The sequence below is a fragment of the Alkalicoccus halolimnae genome, assembly GCF_008014775.2.
GTDB lineage: Bacteria > Bacillota > Bacilli > Bacillales > Salisediminibacteriaceae > Alkalicoccus > Alkalicoccus halolimnae.
Map to the genome: position 1 here is coordinate 2777638 of NZ_CP144914.1, position 26725 is coordinate 2804362.

Below are 26725 nucleotides of genomic sequence, written 5' to 3' on the forward strand. Positions count from 1 at the left end.
GAAGTATGATTGATGCAGCGATTACATACTATTCAAACAAAAATGACGAACAGAGGCTGGGATATTTTAATGGTGCAGACACGTCCCAACGTATTTTATTTAAGCGGCTTTGATACAGACCCGCACGAACGCCTGCTTGCTGTCCTGCTTTTTCCGTCCGGTGCACCTCTTGTTATTTGTCCAGATATGGAAATAAATCAGATTCACGAAACGTTCCCCGAAGCGGAAATTATCGGCTATACAGATTCGGAAGACCCATGGCTGAAATTATCCGGTTTTTTGAAAACAAACTCGTATCAAGTTGAAAATATTGCAGTTGAGTCTTCCATTTCCTGGAGCCGGCTTAACAAGTGGAAGGAAGCAGCTCCCCTCGCCTCTTTCCACGAAGCAGATGAAGCGCTCCTCAACAGCAGGCTTATCAAAGAATCAGAAGAACTTTCACTTATGAAGGAAGCGGCAGCTCTTGCTGATAAAGGAGTGGAAACCGGCATCGCCCGTCTGGAAGAAGGAGTTACAGAAATGGAAGTAGTGGCTGCTGTTGAATACGAATTAAAACGGCGCGGTGTAAGGGAAATGTCTTTCAGTACGATGGTGCTTTTCGGCGAAAAGGCAGGTGATCCCCATGGCACACCCGGCTCCCGCAGGCTTAAAAAAGGTGACAATGTTCTATTTGACCTCGGAGTTATGTGGAAAGGGTATGCTTCAGACATCACTCGCACCGTTTTTTATGATTCCGTTTCAGACGAACAGCAGGAAGTATATGAAGCCGTTCTGAAAGCTCAGCAGAAAGCGCTCTCCCTCGTAAAACCAGGTGTAAAAATCGGGCAGCTCGATACGGCTGCAAGAGAAGTCATTGAAAACGCAGGATACGGACCGTATTTTCCCCACAGAGTTGGTCATGGACTCGGAATAGAAGTACACGAATTTCCATCGATGAATAAAGAGAATACAGATTTTCTGCAGGAGGGGATGACTTTTACGATTGAACCGGGCATTTACATTCCCGGCAGATTGGGAGTTCGGATTGAAGATGATTTATGCGTAACTGCAGAAGGCTGTAAAAGCCTCACCGCGTTTCCTAAGGATTTAACGATTGTGCCTTCCGTGTAATATATAGGAAAAAAGAATGCTTTTATCTCCTTTTTCCCACAGGACATATCTGTGACATTCTTTTCTCAGGCAGATAAAGATGATTCCTGCAGGATTTAGAACCGTATGAGAATCCTTTCCACTTCTCCGGAAAGAACAGAAAAAACAGCAAAAAAGAACTTCTCTATACAATAAAGCCGCCAGTCTTGTTATACAGGCTCCGGCTTTATTTTTTTCTTTCTCTGTTAGCTGCGTTAAAATCTGTTGTTGATTAGTATAAAGAACTCCGCTGCAACTGACCTGCCGTGGAAGAGTTCTTCAGCTTTCTCCGCAGCAAATGAAGAAAAAGGAAACGCAGGCCCTTCAAAAACAATACGATGCTTCAACAGAGCCGCTCAAAAGCCTTGCACGATAATAGATGAAAAAGGTCTTCTACAGGAATGGACCTTACCATCTATACAGGCGCGGTCAATGTTGTTCAAACGGGAGTCATCTTTATTAGAGGACAGGTGCTGCTCTGTCTTTTTACCGTAAGCTGAAGGGCACATAGGCGGCTCCAGGACAATGAAGGACGAGCCCCACTCCGCCCGACGGAACGGAGGAGGGGATCAGCTGAAGCCGGCCAGCCCGGAAAGAGTCCCAGTGGAAACGAAAGCGCCATTTATCGCTTCTATACTTTATTTTCAAGATATCTCCCCGGTTAAATCAGGAGCGGTGCTTGTGAAGAACGTCCAGTCCTCCGGTTACTTCTACGATGCTTCCTGTCAGCATATCGGCATTATCATCAATAAGAAAAAGAACGGTCCGTGCAATATCTTCTCCCGTCCCTGATCTGCCGACAGGAGTTTTATCATCTTTTGCTTCTCTTGCTTTTTCAATATCGTTTTCTTTCATTTCGCCGAGGATTTCTCCCGGACAGATCATATTAGCGGTAATCCCATTAGAAGCTTCTTCAATGGCTACAGACTTCGTCAAAGAGGCAAGTCCGGTTTTGGAAGCCGCAAAAGCTGCACGATAAAGCCAGCCCGGAGAATGGTCCACTCCCTGGAACCCATATGTGATAATTCTGCCGAACTGCTGCTTTCTCATAATCGGAATAACCTGGCGCATCATGTGAAAAGCGGAATTCAGGTTCCCGTTAATCATCTGTTCCCACTCTTCTTCCTCATAATCTGCGAGCGCTTTCCTTTCAAAAATATACGGGCCTGCATTAAGAATTAGAATGTCTATCCTTCCAAATCGTTTCATCGCTTCTTCTTTTAGAAGGGACAAATCTTCTTTATTTTGCACATCCCCTTTTACAAACTGCACCTTATTTTCATGAATTTCCCATTCTTTTTCAAGAACTTTTTTGGCTTTTTCGTCTGTACGATAATTCACTGTAACAGAGTACCCTTCTTTTAATAGCTTTTCAGTCACTTTTTTCCCTAAACCTTTTGTACCAGCTGTTATCACTGCATGGCGCACGGACATTACCACCTTCATTAAGTAAGTTACTTATTATATTGTGATATAACTGCCTTCTATTTCTCAACTGAAAAGCCTCATGGAAAAATTTATATGGTTTCAAAAAGAAAAATATGGGATAATGGTTAGTATAAGGTTCCTGAAAATGCCTTTTGGGAACTTAATCTGCATTCACGGGGAGGAGATTGGCATGACAGTTCGTTATAACACAATTCTTGTTGCGGTAGACGGTTCCGATGAAGCAAAACGCGCTTTCAGAAAAGCAGTACTTCTATCAAAAGACCACGATGCAAAACTCTTGCTGGTTCACATTGTCGATACCCGTACGTTCGCCTCTGTAGAACACTACGACCGTACTATTTTTTCCGAAGCTGAGCAGTATGCAAAAGATATGCTGAACGATTACAAAGGCCTCGCTGAAAAAGAAGGAGTCAGTGATGTTACGCTCGTTCTTGACTACGGTTCCCCTAAAGTGAAAATTGCGAAAGATGTTGCCAAAAAGCACAACGTTGATTTAATTGTAACCGGCGCTACCGGTTTAAACGCGGTAGAACGCTTTCTTATCGGAAGTGTATCCGAACATATTACCCGTCACGCTGCTTGTGATGTATTAATCGTTCGTACCGATACAGAAGTAAAATAAAAACAATAAAAAAAGGTGCCACCCGCTCCGGGAGGCACTTTTTTTATTAACCGAGACGCATCGTGTCACGGGCAATAACGACTTCTTCATTTGTAGGAATGACAATAACTTTGACCGGGGAATGCGGATAGTTAATAAACGCTTCCTGGCCGCGGATTTTATTAAGGGTAGGATCCCAGTAAATACCCATAAATTCGAGACCTTCCAGAACCCTTGCCCGGATAGTATCGCTGTTTTCGCCAATGCCTGCGGTAAAGATGACAGCATCGAGACCGTGCATACGCGCTGCATAGGAACCAATGTACTTATGAATTCTGCTTGTAAATACATTCAGGGCAAGCCGGGCTCTTTCATTGCCTTCGTTAGCTTCCACTTCGATATCTCTCAGGTCGCTGGAAAAACCGGATAGTGCAAGCATACCGCTTTTTTTGTTTAAAACGTCCATTACTTCTTCTGCTGACAGATCAGCTTTTTCCATAATATAAGGAATTAAGGCTGGATCGATATTACCGGAGCGTGTTCCCATCGTCACCCCTGCAAGAGGAGTGAAGCCCATCGACGTATCAATGGATTTTCCTCCTTCAATCGCAGCAATCGAAGCGCCATTTCCGAGGTGACAGGAAAGAATCCGAAGATTTTCCATCGGACGGTTCAGCATCTCTGCAGCCCGCTCTGATACATATTTGTGGGACGTCCCATGAAATCCATACTTGCGTATGCCGTACTTTTCGTAATATTCGTAAGGCAGACTGTAGAGGTAAGAGGATTCCGGCATCGTCTGGTGAAAAGCCGTATCAAACACTGCGACAGACGGTACGTTGGGAAGAACTTTCTTGAATGCACGAATCCCTGTCAAATTAGCAGGGTTATGGAGAGGAGCGAGTTCGGAAACGTCTTCAATGCCCTGAATCACGTCGTCTGTAATTAATACAGAGTCATTAAATTTTTCTCCTCCATGAACAACCCGGTGTCCGATTCCCTCGATTTCATCAAGTGATTCGATAATATGGTGTTTTGTTAATTTATCCAGCAAAATTTTAACCGCTTTTGCATGGTCTTCAATGTCGGTCGTTTCTTTCTTTTTTTCCCCGTCTACTTCAATCGTAAATACAGCATCACTCATTCCGATGCGCTCCACGAGCCCTTTTGTTACGATCGTTTCTTCCGGCATTTCCAGCAGCTGAAATTTCAAAGAAGAACTACCTGCATTGATCGCCATGATTTTAGACATGAGTTCATCGCTCCTTCATTATAAATACGTTAACGTTCTTACCATATCATATTAAACCACTCACCGGAAAAGAATGCAACCTCTGTGCCAATCATAAAAAGAAACAGAATTATAACACATTTTTTTCACTCATTCCTTCTCTAACAGGGTCCTACCCACTTTCAGCTTTAATTGTAATCGTATTCATCGTTTAAAAATGTAACAGTTTACATTTTTCGCTTTTATAGATGATCATCAAACCAGCTGGAAATACGTTTCATCATATCTGCCAGTGCAGCTTCTCTTGTAAAGGAAGGGAGTTCAGCCAGGAGAGCCTGCCTAGGCGGAATGACCCCTTGTTTTTTTCTTCGCAGAATGAGAATACTTTTCCCCGATTCTTTCGATTTAAACATAGATTCCGGAAGCTGAAGGAGGGAATAAATATCTGCATCTTCCTTAAGAAGGACCTGCAGTTTATCTGCCTGCTCTGATTGGAAGAGCCCGTTTGGAATAAGGAAAATAAGAAATCCTCCTTCACGCACATGCCGGATACTCTGTTCGATCAATAGATGATGAACATAGGAATGTCCCGAATCAGCGCCTGTTTTAAATTCAGCTGCTTTTTTATCGTCCGGATAATAGCCTGCAGGGAGGTCAGTCACGACGGCGTGCACGTTATCTACAGTGCTCGTAGCCACACTGTCCTGATGAAACAGGTCTACAGTATGCTCCTGAAGATTAGCATTAACATAAGCAAGCTTCAGCAAAGTTTCGTCCGGTTCCGCTCCAACTGCATGCCCCTTTTTTGACAGCTGGTTTAGGACCGCAGTCAATAAATTACCCGCCCCTGCTGCAGGGTCGAGAAGCAATACCGGATCGTCCGTTTCTTTGGAAAGAACTATATTTGTTAAATAGCCGATAAATAATGCCACTGCATCAGGGGTCAGGGCATGATGCGGCTGTGTTGCTTCTTTCATCCCTTTTAAAATAGCAAGCTGCATAGCACGCCGGATTTCCTCCCGCTGTACTTCGGGCGGCAGTGTATTTATAATATTTTCCAGGTTTTCTTTCGGACCTGCCCCCATTTCATCCGGGAATTTCTGCGTAAAAAGCAGTTCTCCCATACTTCCTAACGCTTCCAGATAAAAGAGGTCCTTCTCCTTTTGAAGTATTGCTGCTCCTTCGTCGAGCACTTTATAATATTGTTCTGTATTTGTCGTCTCTGCCATAGTTATCCCTCTTTTCTTAAACTTGCTGTTCCAACGATAAAGCATAACATGTTTTTCATAAGCGGAAAAGAAACAGCCACACTCCTTTTCTGTGATTTTTAAGACATGCTTAAAGCAGTGAAGATATAAGATAAACTCCCGTTTTGTCCAGCTTGAAAATTAAGTTGATAAGTGATAAAGGGGCGCTTATCTGCTTAATTTTCCAGGCAGCCAATAAGAAAATCCCGTCATGATAATTTTACCATGACGGGATTTCTTACAAGCAGGGCCTGCCTGGATTGTTTTATGCTTTTTGAAGAGCATTGATGGCTGCTTCGTAGTCCGGATGTTCAGATACTTCCGGGACAAGTTCTTTATACGTAATTTCTCCATCTTCGTTGATTACAAAAACGGAGCGGGAAAGCAGGCGAAGTTCGTCTATGACAACTCCAAAGTTTTTGCCGAAATCAAGATCACGATGATCTGAATAGATCTTCGCATCATCCAGTCCTGCAGCTGCACACCAGCGGCGCTGGGCAAAGGGAAGGTCTGCGCTGATCGTCCATACTTCTGCGCCTTCCACCTTGACCGCTTCTTCATTGAATTTACGTGTCTGCTGGTCGCACGTTCCTGTATCTACGGAAGGTACGACACTGATCAGTACCTTTTTGCCTTCTGCTTCTTTCAGGCTGACTTCCGAAAGATCAGGAGCCAGCACAGTAAAAGAAGGAGCTTTTTCACCGATGTTTTTTTCTTCTCCGGTAATCGTGACCGGGTTTTGTTTAAATGTAACTTCTGCCAATAGTAACGCCTCCTAAATAAACTTCTGTTTCACTTTAACATATTATGATTCTTTACTGGGGAACCGGAGTATCCGATTCTTTTTCGGTTGGGGTTTTAATTATTCTGCGGCCTGCCGGAACTGTCGATCTTTTTTCAAGAACGACGATACTGTTTCCAAGAAAATCATGCAGACCGCGCTTTTCGGGATGAAAAGCCACGATCAGGTACAGCAAATTTGTAATAAACAAAAAACGGTGTAAAAATCTTCCTACAAACTCTCTGAAAATAACGTCAAGCCAGGATAGTTCCGACTTTTCCCGTGACAGTACGCGAATTCCAAAAACCATCTTCCCAAGCGTCTGCCCGAGCAGTTTCGTCATGAGAATGAAATAACCGAACGTTATAAGGGCACTCAGAAGCCCGCTGATAGTGAAAGTAAGAATGGAAAGGTCTCCGCCGCCTGTAGCAAGAAAATAAAGGCCTAAAATCGCCGCACTGAGAGATCCCGTAACTAAAAGGTCTGTGGCATATGCCCACAGCCTCATCCAGAATCCGGCGCGCATGTATTCTTCCGCTCCCCATGTTTCCGTATGGTCATTGTAATTTTCTCTCATCATCATTCACCTCAATCCGTATATAGATACATAAGCCGCGGTCCCTGGTTCAGTTCAAGCCAGCTGGCAAGCTGATTTATTTTCCGCTGTTCAAAAAGGTTATCCATCTGTACACTCACAAACGAACCAAAATTAAAACCTTGTTCGTACTCGATGACATTCGGATTGGAGCCGAGATTTTCTTTCATTGCTTCAATTGTATCGTCCATGTTGCCCAAATCATCGACAAGGCCGTTTTCTACGGCCTGGCCGCCTGTGTAAATTCGTCCATCAGCCAGCTCTTCTACTTCACTGCGGCTCAAATCCTCCCTGCCTTCATCAATAACACCGACAAACTGGCTGTAGGCATCATCCACTATGGACTGAAGAATTTCTTCGTCTTCCTCTGTCATTTCACGGGTCGCCGACATAATGTCCTTGAATTCTCCGCTTTTAATGGTCTGATCACTGATGCCCAGATCTTCTGCAAGTTCAGAAACATTAAAAGACTGCATAATCACACCAAGCGATCCTGTAATCGTCTGACCGTTGGCAAAAATACGATCCGCCGGAGCAGCTACATAATAACCGCCGCTCGCTGCCTGGGCTCCCATTGAAACGTACACATCTTTTCCAAATTCTTCACGTACTTCAACAACTTTGTCGTGTATTTCATCACTTTCAACAACTCCGCCTCCCGGCGTGTTCACACGGAGGACAATTCCATCCACCTGACCGTCTTCAGCAGCATGATCGAGCTGATCAAGCAGAAGTTCATGATTATAACCTCCTCCGAAAGCTCCGCCTGCCCCGGCCTGCAGAACTCCCTCGATATGTATGACGGCTATTTTACCAGGGTCTGTTCCTTCCTCAACGAGCTGTTCAGACATTCCGTCTTCCTCGCCCCCGAAAAAACTTTCTGCGTCTGTCTGAAAAGCTGCAGTACCGAACCGGAACACACCTGCGGCAACGATGATAAGAGCTACCGCTCCTAAAGCAATCCATCTTTTAACATTCATATTCATTTTCCTCCTTTAATTAATTATCATTCTTTCTTTACTGCGGATCCTGTTTCAATTTGATATGATAAGACTGAACTGAACGAAATTTGAAACAGAAAGGGAGTCACGCTGTTATGTCTGAAAGAAAAAATGTGTACTTGTTTTACAAACAAACAGAAGAACTCGAAGAAAAAGTGCAAAAAATACGGAAACTGGGAAGAAAATACGATTTCAGCCTCGTTGACGATCCGAAAGACGCAAATATTATCGCAAGCTTCGGAGGAGATGGAACGTTTCTGCAGGCCTTACAGAAAACACAATTCCGGGAAGATGCTTTATATATCGGTATCAACGATGGTGATTTCGGCTTCTACACAGACTTTACTACCGAAGATACAGACCGTCTCGAGCTGGCGATGCAGTCAGATATGGTAGAAGTTCTCCGCTATCCCATTCTAGAAGTTACGATTGATGGGTCAAAAAGTTTCCATTGTATCAACGAACTTTCTCTTCGTTCCAATATTATTAAAACATTTGTTATTGACGTTTTCGTCGACGACCTTTATTTTGAAACATTCCGCGGGGACGGCCTGCTCGTTTCCACTCCGACCGGAAGTACCGCCTACAACAAATCTCTTGGCGGTGCCATTGTAGATCCCAAACTTCCTTCCATGCAGCTGACGGAGATGGCATCCGTAAATAATAATCAGTTCCGTACTCTCGGTTCCCCGCTTGTACTCGGAAAAGAGCGGGAATTAAAGCTCCGGATCGTCCAGGACGGGAATGACCATCCCATTATCGGCGTGGATAATGAAGCGATGGGAGTCCGCAACTCCCGTGAAATCAGCGTAAAAGTTTCCGACCGCGTCATTAAAACCCTTCGTATGAAGGATAATTTATTTTATCATAAACTGAAACGAAGTTTTTTATAATATCACGTTTCTAATCGGTCATGACAAAATTGTCATGGCCGATTTTTTAACAGACGCCGGCTTCAGTCCCTTTTTATTAAGGCTGCCCAGCAATAAAGCAGGTAAGCGATAAAGGGGCGCTTTCGTTTCCATCCGGATGCTTTCCGGGCGGACCGAAGCGGAGTTTTCTACACGTATCAACAACAGCATTGGCTCTTGCGCATGAGAATCGTTCCTGCACTTTATCATTTACCGGCTGCTTCTTCCCTTTAAAAGCCGAAGGAACAGGCATGAGGAGCTTGAGATAATTAGTTCATTTTAGATTTACAGGTATATATAGCTAAATTTCACCGAGTTTGCGTAAGAGCCACTGTCTTTAACTTAGTTTTTATCAAAGCTGTTCCGCATGCGGTTCGAAAAAATTTTTCTATTCCGTCTGATATACGACTGTTTCATCTACTATCGTCATTAACGGTTTGGCATTCAGCCATTCATCCGGTTTCGTTTTAAAAAGGTCCATATTCAGCACAGTAAAATCAGCACGGTATCCCGGCTTAATCAACCCGCTGATATGTTCTTCCCCAACCGCCTGGGCAGCTCCATACGTAAACAACTGCAGCGCTTCATACAAAGTCATTTTCTGCTCAGGCATATATCCTTCATGGCTCTCCCCAGGTTTCCTGCGTGTAACGGCTGCGTGTAATCCTAAAAGCGGATTAATCGGCTCTATTGGAGCGTCGGAACCTCCTGCACACATCAATCCTTCGTCAAGAAGTGTTTTCCACGCAAATGAATCAGGCAGCCGCTTTTTTCCCAGTCTTTCAATCACCCACGGAAAATCAGAAGCTACAAACCGGGGCTGTATGTCAAGTACGACCGGGAGTTTCCGCAGCCTTTCCCGAAGATCTCTACGGGTAATCTGCAGATGAATCAAACGGTCCCTCTTTCCAGGAGGAGCAGGATGCATTTCAATAGCTGTAATTGCACAATCTAAAGCAGCATCTCCTATAGTATGGACCGCTATAGGAAGTCCATACACGCGTGCCTGTTTTGTCAGTTCATTAACTTCTTCCTGGGAATGAATCGCCACTCCGGTAGTTGACGGGTCATCACTGTAGGGCTCGCTCAACAATGCAGTCCGCCCTCCCAGAGCACCGTCGGTAAATATTTTAATGGATCCCGGCGTAACGAAGGGATGCTCTTTCTTGTTGTTCAGCACCGTTTCTGCTGCTTCATGATGGACAAGCAGATTTGTCCGGAATTTCCGGTCGCCGCTGATGACTTCATAAAAAATATTTAATGTCTCCAGAGGATCGTTGTAATAATACAGATCTTCCGTGTGTCCCCCTGTAAATCCATTCCGGTAAAGGTCTTCAAGCGAAGTCTGAAGCGCTTCTTTAACATATCCTCTGTCTATCGGCGGCAGAACTTCTTTTAACAATTCCTGCGCCTGATCATGAAGATAGCCGGTCGGCTCTCCTTCCGGGGTCCGGACGATCCACCCCCCTTCCGGATCCTGCGTCTGCTTATTAATCCCTGCTCTATCCAGCCCTTTCGAGTTCGTCACCATAGCGTGCCTGCACACCCGGGTAAGCATTACCGGATGATCTGCCGTAACCGTATCCAGAAAAAATTTATCCGGAACTTCTTGATTTTCATATAAGTTCTCGTTAAATCCTTCCGCAAGAACCCACTCTCCTTCAGGTACCTCAGAAGCTTTTCTCTTTAGAATTTCTTTCAAGCGGCTGAGACTTGAAACATCGGAAACATCCAGCTTCAACAGTTTTTCTCCGTGTCCGATCATATGTAAATGACTATCGGTAAAACCCGGATACATCGTTCCGCCCTGCAGATCCATCTCCCGTGTAATCTCACCTTTATGCCGGCTGCGGACTTCCGCTTCCTCTCCAACATCAATTATTTCCCCATGAGCTGTATAAACTGCCTGATGCTCTTCTTTTTCAGCAGTCAGTGGTCTGATTGTCCCTCCATACCAAAGCGTTCCCATTCTTTTCTCTCCTTTCCTCATATCAACATTATGCTTTTATCTTTTTCCTTACGCAAGGAAAGCACAGCATACATTTAAAAAGGTCGCCTCTTAAAAAAAACTGCCCCCCGGACCAGGAAATTCCCTGATCGGGGGACAGGCAGTCAATTAACGGTGTATATTACAGCAGTTCTTCAAACTTTTCTCTTTCTCCGCTCTTTCCGGTCAATTCGATTGTCTCAATACCGGAAACAGCCTCGTTCACATACTCATCAATTTCGAGAAAACTTTCGTAGAATTGGATCTTTTCCAGCTTCGGCCTGGTTTTGGCATCCGGAGGCAGAAAAATCGTACAGCAGTCTTCATACGGAAGAATGGATGTTTCATACGTGCAGATCTTTTTTGCAAGATCGACTACTTCAAGTTTGTCCATCGTAATAAGCGGCCGCAGGAGAGGCATGGACGTTACCTCATTAATCGCATACATACTTTCCAGCGTCTGGCTCGCCACCTGCCCAAGACTCTCTCCATTAATAAGTGCCTTAATACTGCTTCTTCGGGCCGTTTCTTCAGCGATACGCAGCATAAAGCGGCGCATAACTGTAATTTCGCAGTTATCAGGAATTTGTTTATGGATGGCAAGCTGGGTTTTTGTGAAAGGGACGATGTGGAGGCGTACTCTGCCGCCGAATTTCGCCAGTATGTTCCCCAGGTCCTCTACTTTTCTTCTGGCCTGCTCGTTCGTATAGGGCGGGCTGTGAAAGTGAATAGCTTCCAGGGTTACTCCGCGTTTCATAGCAAGAAATCCGGCCACCGGACTGTCAATCCCGCCGGACAGAAGAAGAAGAGCTCTTCCACTTGTACCAACCGGAAATCCTCCGGCACCGCGGATAATTTCCCCGGAGATATAAGCTGCATCGTCCCGTATTTCCACATGGACTTCCACATCCGGACGGCGTACATTTACAGAAAGATTTTCGATTCTCTGAAGAACGTAGGAGCCTGTCTGCTGATTCATTTCCTGCGAACCTGTAGGAAATGATTTGTTAATACGCCGCACTGATACTTTAAACGAGCCGCCCCGCCCTTTTAAACTATCCGCCGTGACGCGGTACGCTGCTTCGAAAATCTTCTGCTCCTGAAGCTCCGTGCGGACAACAGGGCTGAAAGAGGAAATTCCGAAAGTATCTTTTAAAACCTCACTCACGTCCTTAAACGGTTCTCCATTCAGCTCCACATACATCCGTCCGAAAGTACGAAATGTCTTTGCCCGAGGATAGCTTTTCAGCGAACGCCGGATGTTCATCTCCAGCTGCCTTTCAAATTTCTTTCGGTTTTTTCCCTTTACCGAAAGTTCCGCATAGCGGACAAGAATTAAATCATACATTATAATACAGACTCCCTTCTTCCAATAAGCGAAGCATAGACTTCATCCCAGGCTTCAATAAACGATTCAATTTCCTCTTCTTTTGTATCATAGCTGAACGAAAGCCTTACTGCCTCTGCAGCTCTGTTTCCGGGAAGGTTCATCGCTTTTAACACATGGCTTTCTTCGCCTGCTTTAGAAGCACAGGCTGACGTAGTAGAAACAAAAATTTCAAACGAAGCAAGTGCCTGCACGATAATTTCCGGCTTCATTCCATTCAAAGAAAAATTCAAAATATGGGGAGCACGGGAAACCGGGGAGTTGATCGTCACCCCGCGGTAGTCCCGTAATACTTTCTCTATTCGGGCATTCCACCGGCGGAGCTTGTCATTGCCGACCGCTGCTTCTTCAAGTGAGAGACGCAGGGCTCTTGCCATTGCTGCAGCTCCAGCAGTATTTTCCGTACCTGACCGTTTTTTACCTTCCTGCCCCCCGCCGTGAAAAAGAGGATGAAGGTTTCTGCCGTTTCGCACGATCAGCGCCCCAATTCCTTTCACACTGTGAAACTTGTGACCGGATATTGTTAAATAATCAATTCCACTTTCATACATATCCAGCGGAATTTTACCCGCTCCCTGGACATAGTCCACGTGGTAAAGGACAGATGGATGAGTGCGGAGCATCTTGCCGATCTCTTCTACAGGATAGATACTTCCTATTTCGTTATTTATATACATAAGTGATACGAGTACGGTATCATGGCGTATCTCTTTTTCAATTTGGGAAACGTGAATATTCCCCTCTGTATCAGGAGAAACGTACGTAATTTCCCATCCCTTCCTTTCCAGTTCTTTCAATGTTTCCAGAACGGAAGGATGTTCAACAGCTGAAGTCACAATATGATTTCCACGGTTTTGGTAAGCCTCCGCTGCACCAGTTAAGGCGAGTACATTCGCTTCTGTTGCTCCCGAAGTAAACACCACTTCTTTTTTGTCAACTCCCAGCAGATCTGCTGTCTGGCTTCTTGCCTGATCGAGCAGCCGCTGAGCCCTGGCTCCTTGCGGATGAAGCGAAGACGGATTGCCAAAATACTGCTCTGAAACAGCAGTAAAAGTTTTCAATACGCTTGGCCATGGCTGCGTCGTTGCACTATTATCAAAATAAATCATCATCATGGCTCCTTTTCCTTCTTTTCAACGAATGATCGTACCATATTATAAGCCGTTTGAACAGGGAAAGGAGTTCTTCGTAAATACCTCCTTTTCACAGAGACCAAACTTCCATTGGCCCACAAAAAAATCCTGTCATGATCATTCCGTCATGACAGGATTCAGCCTGTTGTGTCTTTTACTTCATATCTTCTTCCTCTATACGGGTAAGAACATTTTTCTCTACCTTTTCAACGCCGGCTACAGCCAGTTCGAGAGCCTCTTCATAATAGCCCTGCCGGAATCTGTCCTCCGCCTGAAGAAGCAGAATGTTAACTTTATCATTCTGGGTGCGGTACCGGTTGCCGTATTGAACGACTCTTTCTGCCGTTGCTGCGTCCGAAAGCATTTTACTGACGGCCCGCTCTGCATGTTCCGTCTGTTGATCGGCATCCGCAACTGCCTTGCGGACTCCCTCCATATCAATGGGCAGATTGTCGAGCAGCTTCACGGCATAGTAAAGTTTTCTTTCTGCTTCATTTACCTGCTCTTTTGTCATATCGGGAATCTTAGGGAGAGAGGAACGTCTCAGCGAACGGCGGACCTGCGTAATTCTTTCCCCGTCTTCTTCAATAATATCTTCAGCATCCAGTTCATCCTGACGCAGTTTATCGAAATTAGCCTTAGACTGGTCTATATTCATCTCCAGGGCTGCCCGGTCTTCTTTCCAGACTTCCAGCTGGTTATGAACTTCCACATACGTCATTCTTTTTAAAGCTGCTGCATCTTCCATAGCTGCGAACTGCACTTTTAAAGATTTAAGCCGCTTGAAATCTTCGTTAATTTCAAATTCACTCGCTGGCGGAAGCTGGTAGCGCAGTTTGATCACTTCCATTTCCTGCACAAGCTGCTGAAGTCGTTCAGGAATAGCATTTAAAAGCCTTTTCTGTTCAGTAAATTCTTTTTCCACATCGTTACGGGTCAACGCTTCCTGTTCCAGCTTATCAAATAAATCGCTTATCGTTGCTTCCACCTGGTTCACTACTTCCTGCGCTTGTTCGAGCTGAAGTTCATGAAGCGATGCTTCAGCAGCACGGCACCGCTCGTGGAGAATCGGTGACAGATCATTATCTGCATAAAGATGAACTGGAAAGCCATTCTGAGCCATTTCATTCATGCCGGCTTCCAGTTCTTCTATTTGTTCAGGCAGATCCTGCTGGACATAGCTTAGTCTCTCCGGAACTTCTTCCATCATAAAGCCAAGTCCGGCAAGCACTTCTCTGATGTTAACAAGCGTCGATTGGGCCTCAAAGTAATCCCCTCTTTCTGTTTGAGCCGAAAATTCCTCAAACAGCTTTTCCGCTTTTTCCATCTCGATCTCAAGAGCCCCTGCAGCACCGCCATAGGAATGTTTTTCCTCCCACAGCTTCTTCTGCAGTTCCCCATACTGGGCAGTCAGCTCAGTGCTTTCCCGGCGGTTCGTTTCTTCGCTGTTTACAAGCTCATGAACTTCTCCAATGAGAGAATCAATGTGTCTTTCAATTTCGTCCAGCGCTTTTTTGATGCCTTTCAATTCCTGCTGGGCTTTAGGAAAACGGTAACGGTTAGAAGTCTCTTCCACCTCAACCAGCTTTTCTTCAATATAAGGGAACTGAACCTTAAGAAGCTGATTCCATTCTCCCCTCCACTGCTCAAACCGCTCTTCGGTTTCTCCGGAGAGCCTCATCTCTTTGACCCGCGCCAGTTCTTCCGGTACCGGCCGGTTCATTAATTCTGTTTTCCTGATTCCCATTTTGTCTACATCTCTGTAAATCTGTTTTCTTGACCACGCACCGTAAATCACAACTATGATCAGCAGTGCAATGATGGTGTATAATACGTAGCTCATTCGGACCTCCTCCACCTGCGCAGCAAGCAAATAATGCTTTGACGCCGGCATTGACGTTGTATATGTATATGTGCATAATGACACACAGATATTACTCTATTCTCTATCTTATCATGACACAGCTGAATTGGAATAATATATTATATAATTTCTTTATTTCTTACAAACATTTCATAAATTACATTTTTTTCATAGGAAAGGAAGATCAGTATGCTTCACGACGGCCATGTTCATTCTCCTTTTTGTCCGCACGGTTCCAAAGACAGTCTCGATTCCTACGTCGAAAAGGCTGCCGCAAGAGGTCTGAAATCAATCACTTTCACGGAACACGCTCCTCTGCCGGAAAGATTTATCGATCCTGTTCCAGAGCAGGACAGTTCCATGGACAGACAGGTTCTCGACGAATACCTGCGTGCTGTAGAAACTGTCAAAGAAAAGTATAAAAATATCATTGAAATCCGCACCGGTCTGGAAATTGATTATATTGAAGGATTTGAAAAAGAAACGACTGATTTTCTGAACGAGATCGGCCCGTTTCTGGATGACGCGATTCTATCTGTTCATTTTCTCAAAACGAAAAAGGGGTATGTCTGTATCGACTTTGATGAGCATGCTTTCCAGCGCTTCGCTGAAGACTGCGGATCTTTAAAAGCAGCCTATGAAGCTTATTATGACGCGGTCGAAAAATCAATTAAGACAGACCTGGGTCTCTATAAACCGAAGCGGATCGGCCATATGACTCTCGTCCATAAATTTAAAAAACTTTTTCCTGCCGGATTCGACGACACCCCCCTTATCAGAAGTATACTCGATGCTGCCCTGAAGTATCAGGTCTCTTTAGACATAAATACAGCAGGAATACGAAAAATGCACTGCGGGGAACCCTATCCTCCACTTCCCGTTATTAAGGAAGCTTTCTCAAGAGGTATTCCACTTATGTACGGATCGGATGCCCACATGAGCTCTGACGTTGGAAAGGATTACGAAACAGTCGCTCCATTTTTAAAATAGGCTGTATATGGTGAACTTATTTATAACTCTCTCTGCCTTCTGCCGTCTTTGGTTCACCGGGGACGGAGGTCCGGCCTCAGCAGATCCCTTCTCCCCGCAGAACGGATCTTCGGATCTTTGGCTCTCCCTGTCTTCTTCTACAGCCGGGACATTAAAAACTTGTGGATGCAGATCAGCTGCAGCGAAGTTTCCGTATACCAAGCCCGGAAACTCCCGGGAATACTTAATCGCCGGGCTCCGTTCCTTCCCGTTTGGAAGAAACCTGTGATATACTTTCGAAAATAACTTTTAAAGGATGGATGTTCCATGGCGCAGTCCTCAGCCCTAAAAGACCAATATAATCTGCTTGGAAAACAGCTTGATGCTCTTCTCGAAGGAGAACACGACACTATTGCCAACTTAAGCAACGCTTCTGCTTTATTGAATCAGTTTTTAGACGAAGTGAACTGGACAGGGTTTTACCTCTGGAAAAACGACGAATTAATTCTCGGTCCTTTTCAAGGAAATCCGGCCTGTGTCCACATCGCTTATGGAAAAGGAGTGTGCGGAACTGCAGTCAAGGATAGAGAGACGAAGCGTGTAGCCGATGTCCACGCTTTTCCCGGTCATATCGCATGTGATGCTGCTTCTAATTCTGAAATTGTCGTCCCTCTTTTCAAAGATGGGGAAGTTTTTGGAGTGCTTGATATCGACAGTCCTCTTAAGGAGCGATTTACAGAAGAAGATCAGCAGGGCATAGAAGCTTTTGCACAAATACTCGAAAAGCATCTGTAGACTATCCGCCGCCTGTTTTACCTGCCGGCTGAACAGGTCAACCGATTCTTCTTTTCTGGATGATTTTCTTTTCGACCTCTACTCTATGTTCTTTTCTGCTTTCCCTGGCGGAGCTTTTCCGAGGGGCTCGTTTTCAGCTGTCTTTAGAGAAACCGCCCTTTTCCGCGGCTGGGGAAGCAGAATAAACTGCTCCGCTCCAGTTCTCAATACTTAAACTCTGTATAATTAACTTGACTTCTCCTGCTGAAATCGATATACTGGAATTTGTGCAAATAGGGCAGCCTGCGTAAACGGCTTGCAGTTCATTTCATTCCCGCATATGATCGAGGGGTATTGTGTAACCTCCAGCTGTCGAGGCGAAAGTACCTAAAATGAAATGTCTGGAAGATCAGGATTACGATCTGTTTATTTCACTAAATTATTTATATATTTAGGAGGATTTACTATGTCTCGATACACAGGACCAAGTTGGAAAATCTCCCGTCGACTGGGAATTTCTCTAAGCGGCACGGGCAAAGAGCTTCAAAAGCGTCCATACGGCCCAGGCCAGCACGGACCTAACTCCCGCAAGAAGAACACAGAATACGGTACTCAGCTTCAGGAAAAGCAGAAGCTCCGCTACCTTTATGGAATGACTGAGCGTCAATTCCACCGCGTTTTTGAAATTGCAGGCAAGCGCGAAGGTAAGCACGGTGAAAACTTCATGATTCTTCTTGAATCCCGTCTCGATAACCTCGTTTATCGTCTCGGCCTGGCACGTACACGCCGACAGGCTCGTCAGATCGTAAACCACGGTCACGTAACTGTAGACGGCGGCCGGGTGGATATCCCATCTTACCGCGTTGTACCTGGTCAGAAGATTTCTCTTAGAGAGAAATCCCAGAATATGGATATCATTAAAGAAGCAGTAGAAGTTAACGACTTTGTACCTGCCTATCTTGAGTTTGACGCTGATAAAATGGAAGGAACGTTCACACGTCTTCCAGAGCGTTCTGAACTCCCTGCAGAAATTAACGAACCACTTATCGTTGAATGGTATTCCCGTTAATAAAAGCATTTTGGGTGAAAACCGAATTAACAAAAAAGATTCCCTGTCCATTTATTGGCAGGGAATCTTTTTTGTTATACAAGCTGCATTCCCGGAGACGTATCTCCGCCGCGGCCGGGATCATATCAATAGAAAGCCTGATAAACTCCGCCCATGCAGCTGAACAGCGCAAAATATTCCTATACTCAAAAAGGCCTTCAAGACAGAGTTCGTCCTGAAGGCCTTTTCTGTGCACAAACGTGCTGAGCGTCATTTTTAATGATTATACTTATAAAGAACTTCCACTGCTTCTTCGGCAGCATCTTCTTTAGACTCGCTTCTGCGGAATACTCCACGGCTCTGTTCCTCTGCCAGCTCTATTACATAAACCCAGTACAATTCCCCTTCTTTCCAGGATTCTACTGCAAAGCGGCGCTTTTCTTTAATATAAATTTCTCTGCTGGATGCAAACTTTTCCAATCCTTTCACCTCCTCTTGTTAATACACGTTTATACCGGTTATTTTCTCACGTTATTAAGCCACGCTTTATCCTGATTCATCATCTTTATAGCAGCGTAAATCGTCAGAAATTGTATGATGATAATCGGCAGACCGAGAAGCCCTGAAACAACTTCAAGCGGTTCCAGCCCGCCGATTCTCATTAAAATTAAAGCGAAAGTTGTAATTATACCGGCTACAATGATTCTCAGGAATTTAGAAGGTTCATTCTTACTCATATCTTTCGTACTTGTATAAGCTGCAATTGTATACGTTGTAGAGTCCAGCGTCGTCGTCAAGAATATCATGGCGACAACGATAAATACTCCAAGCGCAATCTGTGGAAATGGCAGCGTTGATAAAATTTCCGGAATAACGGACATGCGCTCCTGTTCTTGTACGAGTTCAAGTACCGGTACTTCACCGGTTAAATAACGGTAGACTCCCAGGCCTCCAAGGACACCGGTTGCTAACCAGGAAAGCAGTGTCGGAGCCAGAAGATACGTAAGTATCATTTCTTTTATCGTCCGCCCCTGGGATATTTTCGCGGCAAAAATACTATGGAGCATTGCCCAGGTAGCACTGTATGCGAACCAGAAGACTGTATTTGTCTGGATATGGCTTGCTTCTCCTGTACCCAGGGATTCCGTATACAACGACATATCGATATAATTATTCAGTAAAAAGGCAATAGAATCTGTAAAATAATCGAGAATAAATACCCCTGGGCCCGCGGTCATAATAAAGAGGGCGAATCCACCAGCCAGATACATATTAAATTTACTCAGTCGTTTTATACCCTTTTCGATCCCTACGTAAGCACTCATAGAAAAAAGCAGAACCCAGATAACGGTAATAATCAATGTTAACCCAAACGTGACTTCAAGATTGAAAAGCGCTGAAAGGTTATGTGTGACTATCGGTGTCCCCAGCCCCAGTGTGACTGCAGCTCCTGCAAGAATACTTATCAGGAAAATAACATCCAGAAATTTTCCTCCTGCTCCATCTGTAAAGCGGTCGCCAAAAATACAGCGGCATGCTTCGGAAATTCTCATCAGTGGACGTTTTCTGACATGAAGAATATACGCCATTGCTGGTGCTACCATAACAAATATAGCAAACACTTGAAAGCTCCAGAGAAACATACTGTAGGCATTTCCCCACAGCAGCGCTTCTGATGAGCCCGGTTCTACCCCGATCGGCGGGTCATTCGCTACGGAAGTCCACTGCAGCATGCCTGTACGCATGATCGTGGAACCTACTCCCATCGCTATCAGTATAGAGGAATATTCAAATAAGTTAAATCTCGGCTTCTCTGCCGGATCACCAAGAACGACCTGACCGTATTTGGAAAAGGAAAGGTACAGCCCCGCTCCTACAAGGACAATTCCATACCATAAATATCCCCAGCTGAACACTTCAAGAATCTGATCAAAAACTGCATTCAGGATACTGATCGCCTGCGCTTCATTTGCTGCTAAAGGATAACTCATCGCCGCCATAATAATTACTGCAGGAACTAATATTCTGTAATCTATTAATTCTCCTTTACTGGTTGGTGTAGTATTATTGTTTCTTTCTTCACTCACTGTTTGACCCTCCTCCTGGCAAGAATGTCTTCTTTTTAGCATTACCCTTTTTATTGTCAGCAAAACTTTTTCACTTTTATAAAAATAATCTATAAATATAGGTATTTTGATAAGGTATAAATATTAGTTTATATAACAAGAAAAAAGCAAGCATCTACCAACCGCACAGGAACAGAACGTTTAAATTTCAATGCTGAAAATCAGCCGCTGCGATGCCGCTCGTGGCTGCGGCCGGTTCAATGATTTACAATAAAAAACAGCGGCATGGCAGAATTCTGCCACACCGCTTTCTATTTGCAAATTTTCTATATGATTACAATCATTTTTTCCAGTTAATCAGAAAGAATTTCTTTTTACCACGGCGGATAATCGTGAACGTACCTTCTAATTTATCTTCGTCCTCTACCTCTTTGTCCACTTCCTGGCAGCGGGTTCCGTTAATATATACAGCGCCGTTATTCACGTCTTCCCTTGCCTGACGTTTTGACGAAGAGATCCCGGCTTCCACGAGAAGATCAATCAGGTTTCTTTTTTCTCCCTTGACGTCATAGGAAGGTACGTCTTTGAAACCCTGCTCTACTTCTTTCGCAGTTAATGATTTCAGATCCCCTTTCCCGAATAAAGCATGTGTAATATTTTCGGCCTGTTTTAACGCTTCGCTTCCGTGCACAAATTTAGTAAGCTCTTCCGCAAGCCGCCTCTGGGCTGCACGTTCATGTGGACGTTTCAGAACTTCTGTTTCCAGATCTTCAATTTCTTTGTCTGAAAGGAAAGTAAAATATTTAATAAATTTAATGACGTCGCTGTCGTCTGTATTTAACAGAAACTGATAAAACTCGTATGGAGACGTTTTTTCCGGATCCAGCCAGATCGCTCCGCCTTCGGTTTTTCCGAATTTCTGTCCGTCAGCCTTCGTAACGAGGGGAATCGTAAAACCAAATGCCTGTTCTCTATCGCCTTCCTCTGTTCCATACATGCGGCGTATTAATTCCAACCCGGCAGTAATATTTCCCCATTGATCACTCCCGCCTATCTGCAGCTTGACCCCGTATTTTTTATGAAGGTAGTAAAAATCAAGTGACTGCAGGATTTGATAAGTAAATTCAGTAAAGGAAATTCCGCTTTGAATCCGTGCCTCTACAGACTCTTTGGCAAGCATGTAATTCACGCTGAAATGCTTCCCTGTGTCACGGAGAAAATCAATGACTGACATCTCTCCGATCCAATCATAGTTATTTACGAGCATTGCTCCGTTTTCGTCATTAAAATCCAGAAATCTCTCCAGCTGCGCTTTGATTTTATCACTGTAATGTTCGACTACATTCTGCTCATTAAGCGTTCTTTCTGCATTTTTCCCGCTCGGGTCGCCAATCAGTCCTGTAGCTCCTCCTACGAGAGGATACGGCCGGTGCCCGTCGAGCTGAAAACGGCGCAGCGTTATAATCGTGAGAAGATGACCGATATGAAGGCTGTCGCCTGTCGGATCAAACCCGCAGTACAGCTTAATTGATTCTTTTTTCATCAGTTCTTCCAGCTTTTCTTCATTTGTCACTTGATTTATCAGACCTCGGAATTTCAGTTCTTCTAAAAGCGTCATAACTTTATCCTCCAATGTTTTTAGTTAAAATAGCAGGCAGCCCGTCGGCCACCGCGAAAATCTTCAGAAACGAAGCGGAAACCGGCAGAGAGACCCTGAGTAAAAAACACAAAAAAATCCCTTGTCATATAGACAAGGGACGATTGAATTTCAGCCGCGGTACCACCCAGGTTTGAGAAGCCTGCACTTCCCCACTCTCCCGATTAACGCCCGGTTTGCGCCCTGCATTTCTGCAGCGTAGCTCCAAGACCGTAATTCGCATTCGCCTTTGTACTGGTTCGCAGCGGCCACCAGCTCTCTGTAACAGGGAAACGATTTGCTACTTCTGTCTTTTCTCAGCCTGATTATTTAATAGCTTTGTTATTTCTACCATGAAATATAAGCCGTTGTCAACATACCCTTCTTCCGTCAGTCCATTTACCCTCTTGAACTCACCTTCCCTTCTGACGTATTTTAATTAAACCGGAAATCGTTCCTATGTAAACGAAAGCGTATGTGTATCGCTTATCTGCTTTATTTTCAAGGCAGCCTGATAAATACGAGTGCTGAACGTTGGGATTGTTTTCCGCCTTAAGGCTATCCAGGAACCGAAAAACTGAGAAAACGATGTGCCCTATTTTATATAGAATGGATGCATCTATGTACAGGCATCCTCAGCTTTCACTATCCAGCAAAGCTGTGATATAATGAAGGGCGATATTGTTAAAATAAGGGGGAGTCCATGTGAGGGAAAAATTGTCTTCATGGAGAAATAAATCAGGCAGACGAAGTGCCGTTAAAATTACAAAAGGATTTCGAATTACCTCTGCAGTGATGTGGAATTTAATACTTGTAGTATTCATTATTGGTTTAATTATGGCTGCTTTTGCCGGAGGAGCAGGCGCAGGTTATTTCGCCTCCCTCGTGCAGGATGAACCGATACGTGACGCTCAGGAATTACAAGACAGTATTTACGATTTTGAAGAAACCTCAGAAGTTTATTTTGCCAATAACGAATACCTTGGTAATTTAACTACCCCCCTCGAACGCAGTCAGATAAGCCTTGATGATGTTTCTGAAAACCTCGTCAATGCTGTTATCGCGACAGAGGATGAGTATTTCTACGACCATGAAGGCATCGTCCCAAAAGCATTAATGAGAGCGGTATTCCAGGATTTCACTAATGCAGCCACACAAACCGGAGGCAGTACCCTCACTCAGCAGCTTGTTAAAAATCAGGTGCTTTCCAATGAGGTTACCCACGACCGGAAAGCTGCAGAAATTCTCCTGGCTATGCGTTTAGAAAGATTTATGGATAAAGATGAAATTCTTGAAGCCTACCTTAACATCGTTCCTTTCGGACGTAACGCTTCAGGACGTCAGATCGCAGGAGCACAGGCAGCGGCTGAAGGGATTTTCGGCACGGAAGTTTCCGAATTAAATGTCCCTCAATCCGCCTTCATTGCCGGACTCCCGCAAAGTCCTTTTGCTTATACTCCGTTTACTTCTGCAGGAGAACAAAAAGAATCCATTGATGCCGCTCTTATCCGTATGAGTACCGTACTCGACAGAATGGAACAGAGTGGATACATCAGCGAAGAGGAATATCAGGAAGCGCTGGACTATGATATTAGTGCCGATTTCACTGACCCTGAGCCTTCCAGCCTCGATGAATATCCATATATTGTCGATGCCGTCGAAAGCGAAGCTCGTGATGAGATCATGAACGTTCTTATGGAGGAAGACGACATTGTTCTTGATGAAATTGAAGATGAAGATTATCGTGCTCTTACGCGGAGCCGTTACACAGAAGCGGCAGCTGAAGAAATGCAGCGTGGCGGCTTCGAAATTCATACAACGATTCATAAAGACATTTACGATGCGCAGCAGGAGGCAGTACAGGATTTTGAGCATTTCGCCCCTAATGAATCTCTTATGGTCACTGTTGGAGAAGAGGGTGAAGAAGAAGAAGTCGAAATTGATTATATGGAGCAGACCGGTGCGGTTATGATTGATAACTATACCGGAGGCATTATCAGTTTTGTCGGCGGTCGAGACTACGAAGAAAGTAATTTCAACCGTGCTACAGGAAATATGCGCCGTCAGACCGGATCGACGATGAAGTCCCTGCTCACTTATGCTGTAGGGTTCGAAACTGGAGATCTTCAGCCGGGTTATATCACCCCTGATATTCCATATGAGTACGAACAGGATGAATTCGATGACTCAGAACCTCAGGAAGTTCCAAACTTCGATGGTGACCATTCAGGGATGATTACGGCCCGCGAAGCTCTTTCCCGCTCCCGCAACGTACCGGCAGTTAGAGAAATGGCTTTTATGGACCGTGACGTATTAAGAGAGGCTCTCGTGGACTATGGTTTTGAACCTTACTTTACCGGAAGTGAACCAAACCCATCCACTCCTCTTGGAACCATTGGGATGAACGTGGAAGCCAACACAAGCGCCTTCTCCACCTTTGGCAACGACGGTAAAAGAAGAGAATCTCACATGATCAGCCGCATTGAAGATGCGAATGGAAATATTGTTTTTGAACAGGATACCGAACAGGAAACCGACATTCTTTCTTCGGAAACGAATTATATGATGATCGATGTGATGAGAGACGTTCTCGAATCCGGACTCGGCACAGCTCCACAGCTCCCTGGATTCCTCGAATTTGAATCTGACCTTGCCGGTAAAACGGGTACGAGTAATGAAATAAGGGATGCCTGGTTTGTCGGCTTTAACCCAAACTTCACAATGGGAATCTGGCTCGGATATGATACCGAAGAAATATCAGTACCTCAGGAACATAATGGAATTGATTACGGGCCGCGTACGCAGAGGCTGTGGGCAGATCTGGCAAATGCCGCCTACGGTGTAAACGAACAGCTCGTCGCTCCAAATGAAGAATTTACTCAGCCTGATACAGTCGTTGAAGAAGAATTTTGTGGATTAACAGGAATGGAAGCAGACGATGCGTGTGAAGATGCTGGATTTGTAGTGACTGACTTATTTAACGAAGACTACTCTCCTTCTGAACGCTCTGAAGACGCAGACCGCATCGATTATGTGGAAGTCGATGAAACAAATTATCTTGCTCTTGACAGCACGCCTTCCGAATTCACAAGAACCGGAACCGCTTCAATGAATGAACGTTTTGATTTTTCCGGCGAAGAATTTTCCGATTACGTACCTGATGACTGGAACAATTTAATCGGTGCAAGCGAAGAAGCTCCGGATAACGGTACGACCCCGGGAACAATGCCAAATCTGGACAGCTCTTCATCTTCTATTTCCTGGGATTCCCACCCTGAAGAAGATGTGATCGGCTACCGCGTCTATTATTCCAGCGATGGCAGTGATTTTTCCGAAGTTGAAAGTGTCCGCTGGGATCAGGATTTTGAATACTCCGGCAGTGCAGGCAGCTATCGGGTTACAGCTGTAGATGTAGCAGGAAGAGAGTCTAATCCGAGCAGTACTGTAACGGTTGGTGAAGGCAGCTCGGATTCAGATGAGGAGGATAGTTCCGGGAACTCCTCCAATGATAATGAAGATAATTCCGGCGGCGGAAACAACTCGAACAATGAGTCTGGCAGCCCGGAGAATTCTGAGGACAATAATAATAACGGGGATAATTCCAACGGCGGCCAGACCGACGGAGTAAACTCCACCAGTAACGGTATTAACAATACCGGTTCCTCAAACAACGACGGCAGTAATAACGCTGATTCCAGCAATGGCAGTGCTGCCGCAGAAAACGAAGGAAATAATGATAGTAATTCCAATAATAACAGCAGCGGAAATGGCAATAACTCAGGGAACAACAGCAACTCTGTAAACAATGCCAATAATAACGCAGCCAGCACCCCGGAAAGTAACTCCGGGGATAATGCTGGCGGCGGCAACGAAGGTTCGAACAACAGTTCCGAAAATAACAGCGGCTTGAACAATGAGCCTGCCGGAAACTCCGGCAGCAGCAACGAGAATAACGCGAACAACAGTTCCAACACTAACTCCGGGAATAACAGCAGCTCCAACAACGAGCCTGCTGACAACTCCGGCAGCAGTAATGAGAACAACGTGAACAACAGTTCCAACACTAACTCCGGAAATAACAGCAGCTCCAACAACGAGCCTGCTGACAACTCCGGCAGCAGCAATGAAAATAACGTGAACAACAGTTCCAACACTAACTCCGGAAATAACAGCAGCTCCAACAACGAGCCTGCTGACAACTCCGGCAGCAGCAATGAAAATAACGTGAACAACAGTTCCAACACTAACTCCGGAAATAACAGCAGCTCCAACAACGAGCCTGCTGACAACTCCGGCAGCAGCAATGAAAATAACGTGAACAACAGTTCCAACACTAACTCCGGAAATAACAGCAGCTCCAACAACGAGCCTGCTGATAACTCCGGCAGCAGCAATGAGAACAACGTGAACAACAGTTCCAACACTAACTCCGGAAATAACAGCAGCTCCAACAACGAGCCTGCTGATAACTCCGGCAGCAGCAATGAAAATAACGTGAACAACAGTTCTAACAATAATAGTGGAGAAAATGAAGCAAACATCTCTGGAAATAACTCCTCGAATAATGAGGAGAATAACAACGCTGCCGGAAACAACTCAGGAAATAACTCCACCAATAGTTCCAATAACGAAAGTGTCTCAAATTCAGCAGAGGACAATACACCTGTTGATAATTCGGAAAATAACAGTAATAACAACAATTCTTCCGGAAATAATTCTGAAAGTACGAATTCAGATAACAATACCGAAAACAACACAGAAAGCAGCAATTCCTGATTTTTTCTCAAGCTGCTTTTTAAGCGTGTAGAAAAAGGAGGCCATACCGGTCTCCTTTTTTGTATTTATATAAACTATCCCCTCGTCTGTCTCTCCTTCTCTGTTCTTTTCAATGCTGCACCGTCCTGCGAATCGCTTAAC

20 protein-coding genes and 1 other annotated feature are annotated in these 26725 nt (G+C 44.8%); of the genes, 7 read left to right on the forward strand and 13 right to left on the reverse strand.

Annotated features, from left to right (window positions below; genetic code table 11):
• Positions 1-12: 12 nt before the first annotated feature.
• Entirely contained in the window at positions 13-1110 is a 1098-nt protein-coding gene (locus FTX54_RS12840; RefSeq protein WP_147803395.1) for a M24 family metallopeptidase, read from the forward strand.
• Positions 1111-1794: 684 nt separating this feature from the next.
• Here the strand turns inward: FTX54_RS12840 and FTX54_RS12845 are convergent.
• Positions 1795-2562: an SDR family oxidoreductase gene (locus tag FTX54_RS12845; protein WP_147803611.1), complete on the reverse strand. Its 768-nt coding sequence runs from the start codon at positions 2560-2562 to the stop codon at positions 1795-1797.
• A 184-nt stretch (positions 2563-2746) separates the two neighbouring features.
• Between FTX54_RS12845 and FTX54_RS12850 the strand changes: the two genes are divergently transcribed.
• On the forward strand, positions 2747-3199 hold the full coding sequence (locus tag FTX54_RS12850; RefSeq protein WP_147803394.1) for a universal stress protein: 453 nt from the start codon (positions 2747-2749) through the stop codon (positions 3197-3199).
• Positions 3200-3245: 46 nt separating this feature from the next.
• Here the strand turns inward: FTX54_RS12850 and FTX54_RS12855 are convergent, their stop codons facing one another.
• The 5 genes from FTX54_RS12855 to sppA form a co-directional block, all read right to left on the reverse strand.
• Entirely contained in the window at positions 3246-4430 is a 1185-nt protein-coding gene (locus FTX54_RS12855; protein WP_147803393.1) for an acetate kinase, read from the reverse strand.
• A gap of 221 nt (positions 4431-4651) precedes the next feature.
• Positions 4652-5638, reverse strand: a complete 987-nt coding sequence (locus FTX54_RS12860; RefSeq protein ID WP_147803392.1) for a class I SAM-dependent methyltransferase — start codon at positions 5636-5638, stop codon at positions 4652-4654.
• A gap of 283 nt (positions 5639-5921) precedes the next feature.
• A complete protein-coding gene (gene tpx, locus FTX54_RS12865; protein ID WP_147803391.1) occupies positions 5922-6419 on the reverse strand; it encodes a thiol peroxidase in 498 nt (165 codons plus the stop codon).
• Between the two features lie 52 nt (positions 6420-6471).
• A complete protein-coding gene (locus FTX54_RS12870; RefSeq protein ID WP_246125598.1) occupies positions 6472-7020 on the reverse strand; it encodes an RDD family protein in 549 nt (182 codons plus the stop codon).
• 5 nt (positions 7021-7025) lie between these two features.
• A complete protein-coding gene (sppA, locus tag FTX54_RS12875; RefSeq protein WP_147803390.1) occupies positions 7026-8012 on the reverse strand; it encodes a signal peptide peptidase SppA in 987 nt (328 codons plus the stop codon).
• A gap of 89 nt (positions 8013-8101) precedes the next feature.
• Between sppA and FTX54_RS12880 the strand changes: the two genes are divergently transcribed.
• Complete coding sequence (locus tag FTX54_RS12880) at positions 8102-8926, forward strand: NAD kinase (RefSeq protein ID WP_338484835.1); 825 nt, start codon at positions 8102-8104, stop codon at positions 8924-8926.
• 406 nt (positions 8927-9332) lie between these two features.
• Here FTX54_RS12880 and FTX54_RS12885 read toward each other — a convergent pair whose 3' ends face one another.
• The 4 genes from FTX54_RS12885 to FTX54_RS12900 form a co-directional block, all read right to left on the reverse strand.
• Entirely contained in the window at positions 9333-10913 is a 1581-nt protein-coding gene (locus FTX54_RS12885) for an amidohydrolase (protein WP_147803388.1), read from the reverse strand.
• 160 nt (positions 10914-11073) lie between these two features.
• Positions 11074-12282 (reverse strand): tRNA uracil 4-sulfurtransferase ThiI, encoded by a 1209-nt coding sequence (gene thiI / locus FTX54_RS12890; RefSeq protein WP_147803387.1) that lies wholly within the window; start codon positions 12280-12282, stop codon positions 11074-11076.
• Positions 12279-13433, reverse strand: coding sequence for a cysteine desulfurase family protein (locus FTX54_RS12895; RefSeq protein ID WP_246125597.1), 1155 nt, complete (start codon positions 13431-13433; stop codon positions 12279-12281). The genes thiI and FTX54_RS12895 overlap by 4 nt, the downstream gene beginning before the upstream one ends.
• Before the next feature lie 172 nt (positions 13434-13605).
• On the reverse strand, positions 13606-15294 hold the full coding sequence (locus tag FTX54_RS12900) for a septation ring formation regulator EzrA (RefSeq protein WP_187254506.1): 1689 nt from the start codon (positions 15292-15294) through the stop codon (positions 13606-13608).
• A gap of 210 nt (positions 15295-15504) precedes the next feature.
• Here FTX54_RS12900 and hisJ point away from each other — a divergent pair, with 210 nt between their 5' ends.
• The 3 genes from hisJ to rpsD all read left to right on the forward strand — a co-directional run bounded on the left by hisJ (position 15505) and on the right by rpsD (position 18127).
• Positions 15505-16305, forward strand: a complete 801-nt coding sequence (hisJ, locus tag FTX54_RS12905) for a histidinol-phosphatase HisJ (protein WP_147803385.1) — start codon at positions 15505-15507, stop codon at positions 16303-16305.
• A gap of 306 nt (positions 16306-16611) precedes the next feature.
• The gene (locus tag FTX54_RS12910; protein ID WP_147803384.1) at positions 16612-17079 is read left to right on the forward strand and encodes a GAF domain-containing protein; all 468 of its coding nucleotides are present in this window, start codon (positions 16612-16614) and stop codon (positions 17077-17079) included.
• A gap of 445 nt (positions 17080-17524) precedes the next feature.
• Complete coding sequence (gene rpsD / locus FTX54_RS12915; RefSeq protein WP_147803383.1) at positions 17525-18127, forward strand: 30S ribosomal protein S4; 603 nt, start codon at positions 17525-17527, stop codon at positions 18125-18127.
• Positions 18128-18382: 255 nt separating this feature from the next.
• Here the strand turns inward: rpsD and FTX54_RS12920 are convergent, their stop codons facing one another.
• The 3 genes from FTX54_RS12920 to tyrS all read right to left on the reverse strand — a co-directional run bounded on the left by FTX54_RS12920 (position 18383) and on the right by tyrS (position 21790).
• Positions 18383-18586 carry a hypothetical protein gene (locus FTX54_RS12920; protein WP_147803382.1) on the reverse strand — a complete coding sequence of 68 codons (204 nt, stop codon included), beginning with the start codon at positions 18584-18586 and terminating at the stop codon, positions 18383-18385.
• 38 nt (positions 18587-18624) lie between these two features.
• Complete coding sequence (locus FTX54_RS12925) at positions 18625-20193, reverse strand: BCCT family transporter (RefSeq protein WP_281285225.1); 1569 nt, start codon at positions 20191-20193, stop codon at positions 18625-18627.
• A gap of 319 nt (positions 20194-20512) precedes the next feature.
• Positions 20513-21790: a tyrosine--tRNA ligase gene (tyrS, locus tag FTX54_RS12930; RefSeq protein WP_147803380.1), complete on the reverse strand. Its 1278-nt coding sequence runs from the start codon at positions 21788-21790 to the stop codon at positions 20513-20515.
• Between the two features lie 132 nt (positions 21791-21922).
• Positions 21923-22136: a binding site (T-box leader), on the reverse strand.
• A gap of 377 nt (positions 22137-22513) precedes the next feature.
• Between tyrS and FTX54_RS12935 the strand changes: the two genes are divergently transcribed.
• The gene (locus FTX54_RS12935) at positions 22514-26584 is read left to right on the forward strand and encodes a transglycosylase domain-containing protein (protein ID WP_338484844.1); all 4071 of its coding nucleotides are present in this window, start codon (positions 22514-22516) and stop codon (positions 26582-26584) included.
• Positions 26585-26725 lie beyond the last annotated feature (141 nt).

Bases quoted from the DNA above. Each gene is read 5' to 3' on its own strand.
- FTX54_RS12840 (WP_147803395.1), top strand. From the start codon at position 13: ATGCAGCGATTACATACTATTCAAACAAAAATGACGAACAGAGGCTGG.
- FTX54_RS12845 (WP_147803611.1), bottom strand. From the start codon at position 2,562: ATGTCCGTGCGCCATGCAGTGATAACAGCTGGTACAAAAGGTTTAGGG.
- FTX54_RS12850 (WP_147803394.1), top strand. From the start codon at position 2,747: ATGACAGTTCGTTATAACACAATTCTTGTTGCGGTAGACGGTTCCGAT.
- FTX54_RS12855 (WP_147803393.1), bottom strand. From the start codon at position 4,430: ATGTCTAAAATCATGGCGATCAATGCAGGTAGTTCTTCTTTGAAATTT.
- FTX54_RS12860 (WP_147803392.1), bottom strand. From the start codon at position 5,638: ATGGCAGAGACGACAAATACAGAACAATATTATAAAGTGCTCGACGAA.
- FTX54_RS12870 (WP_246125598.1), bottom strand. From the start codon at position 7,020: ATGATGATGAGAGAAAATTACAATGACCATACGGAAACATGGGGAGCG.
- sppA (WP_147803390.1), bottom strand. From the start codon at position 8,012: ATGAATGTTAAAAGATGGATTGCTTTAGGAGCGGTAGCTCTTATCATC.
- FTX54_RS12885 (WP_147803388.1), bottom strand. From the start codon at position 10,913: ATGGGAACGCTTTGGTATGGAGGGACAATCAGACCACTGACTGCTGAA.
- FTX54_RS12895 (WP_246125597.1), bottom strand. From the start codon at position 13,433: ATGATGATGATTTATTTTGATAATAGTGCAACGACGCAGCCATGGCCA.
- FTX54_RS12900 (WP_187254506.1), bottom strand. From the start codon at position 15,294: ATGAGCTACGTATTATACACCATCATTGCACTGCTGATCATAGTTGTG.
- hisJ (WP_147803385.1), top strand. From the start codon at position 15,505: ATGCTTCACGACGGCCATGTTCATTCTCCTTTTTGTCCGCACGGTTCC.
- FTX54_RS12910 (WP_147803384.1), top strand. From the start codon at position 16,612: ATGGCGCAGTCCTCAGCCCTAAAAGACCAATATAATCTGCTTGGAAAA.
- rpsD (WP_147803383.1), top strand. From the start codon at position 17,525: ATGTCTCGATACACAGGACCAAGTTGGAAAATCTCCCGTCGACTGGGA.
- tyrS (WP_147803380.1), bottom strand. From the start codon at position 21,790: ATGACGCTTTTAGAAGAACTGAAATTCCGAGGTCTGATAAATCAAGTG.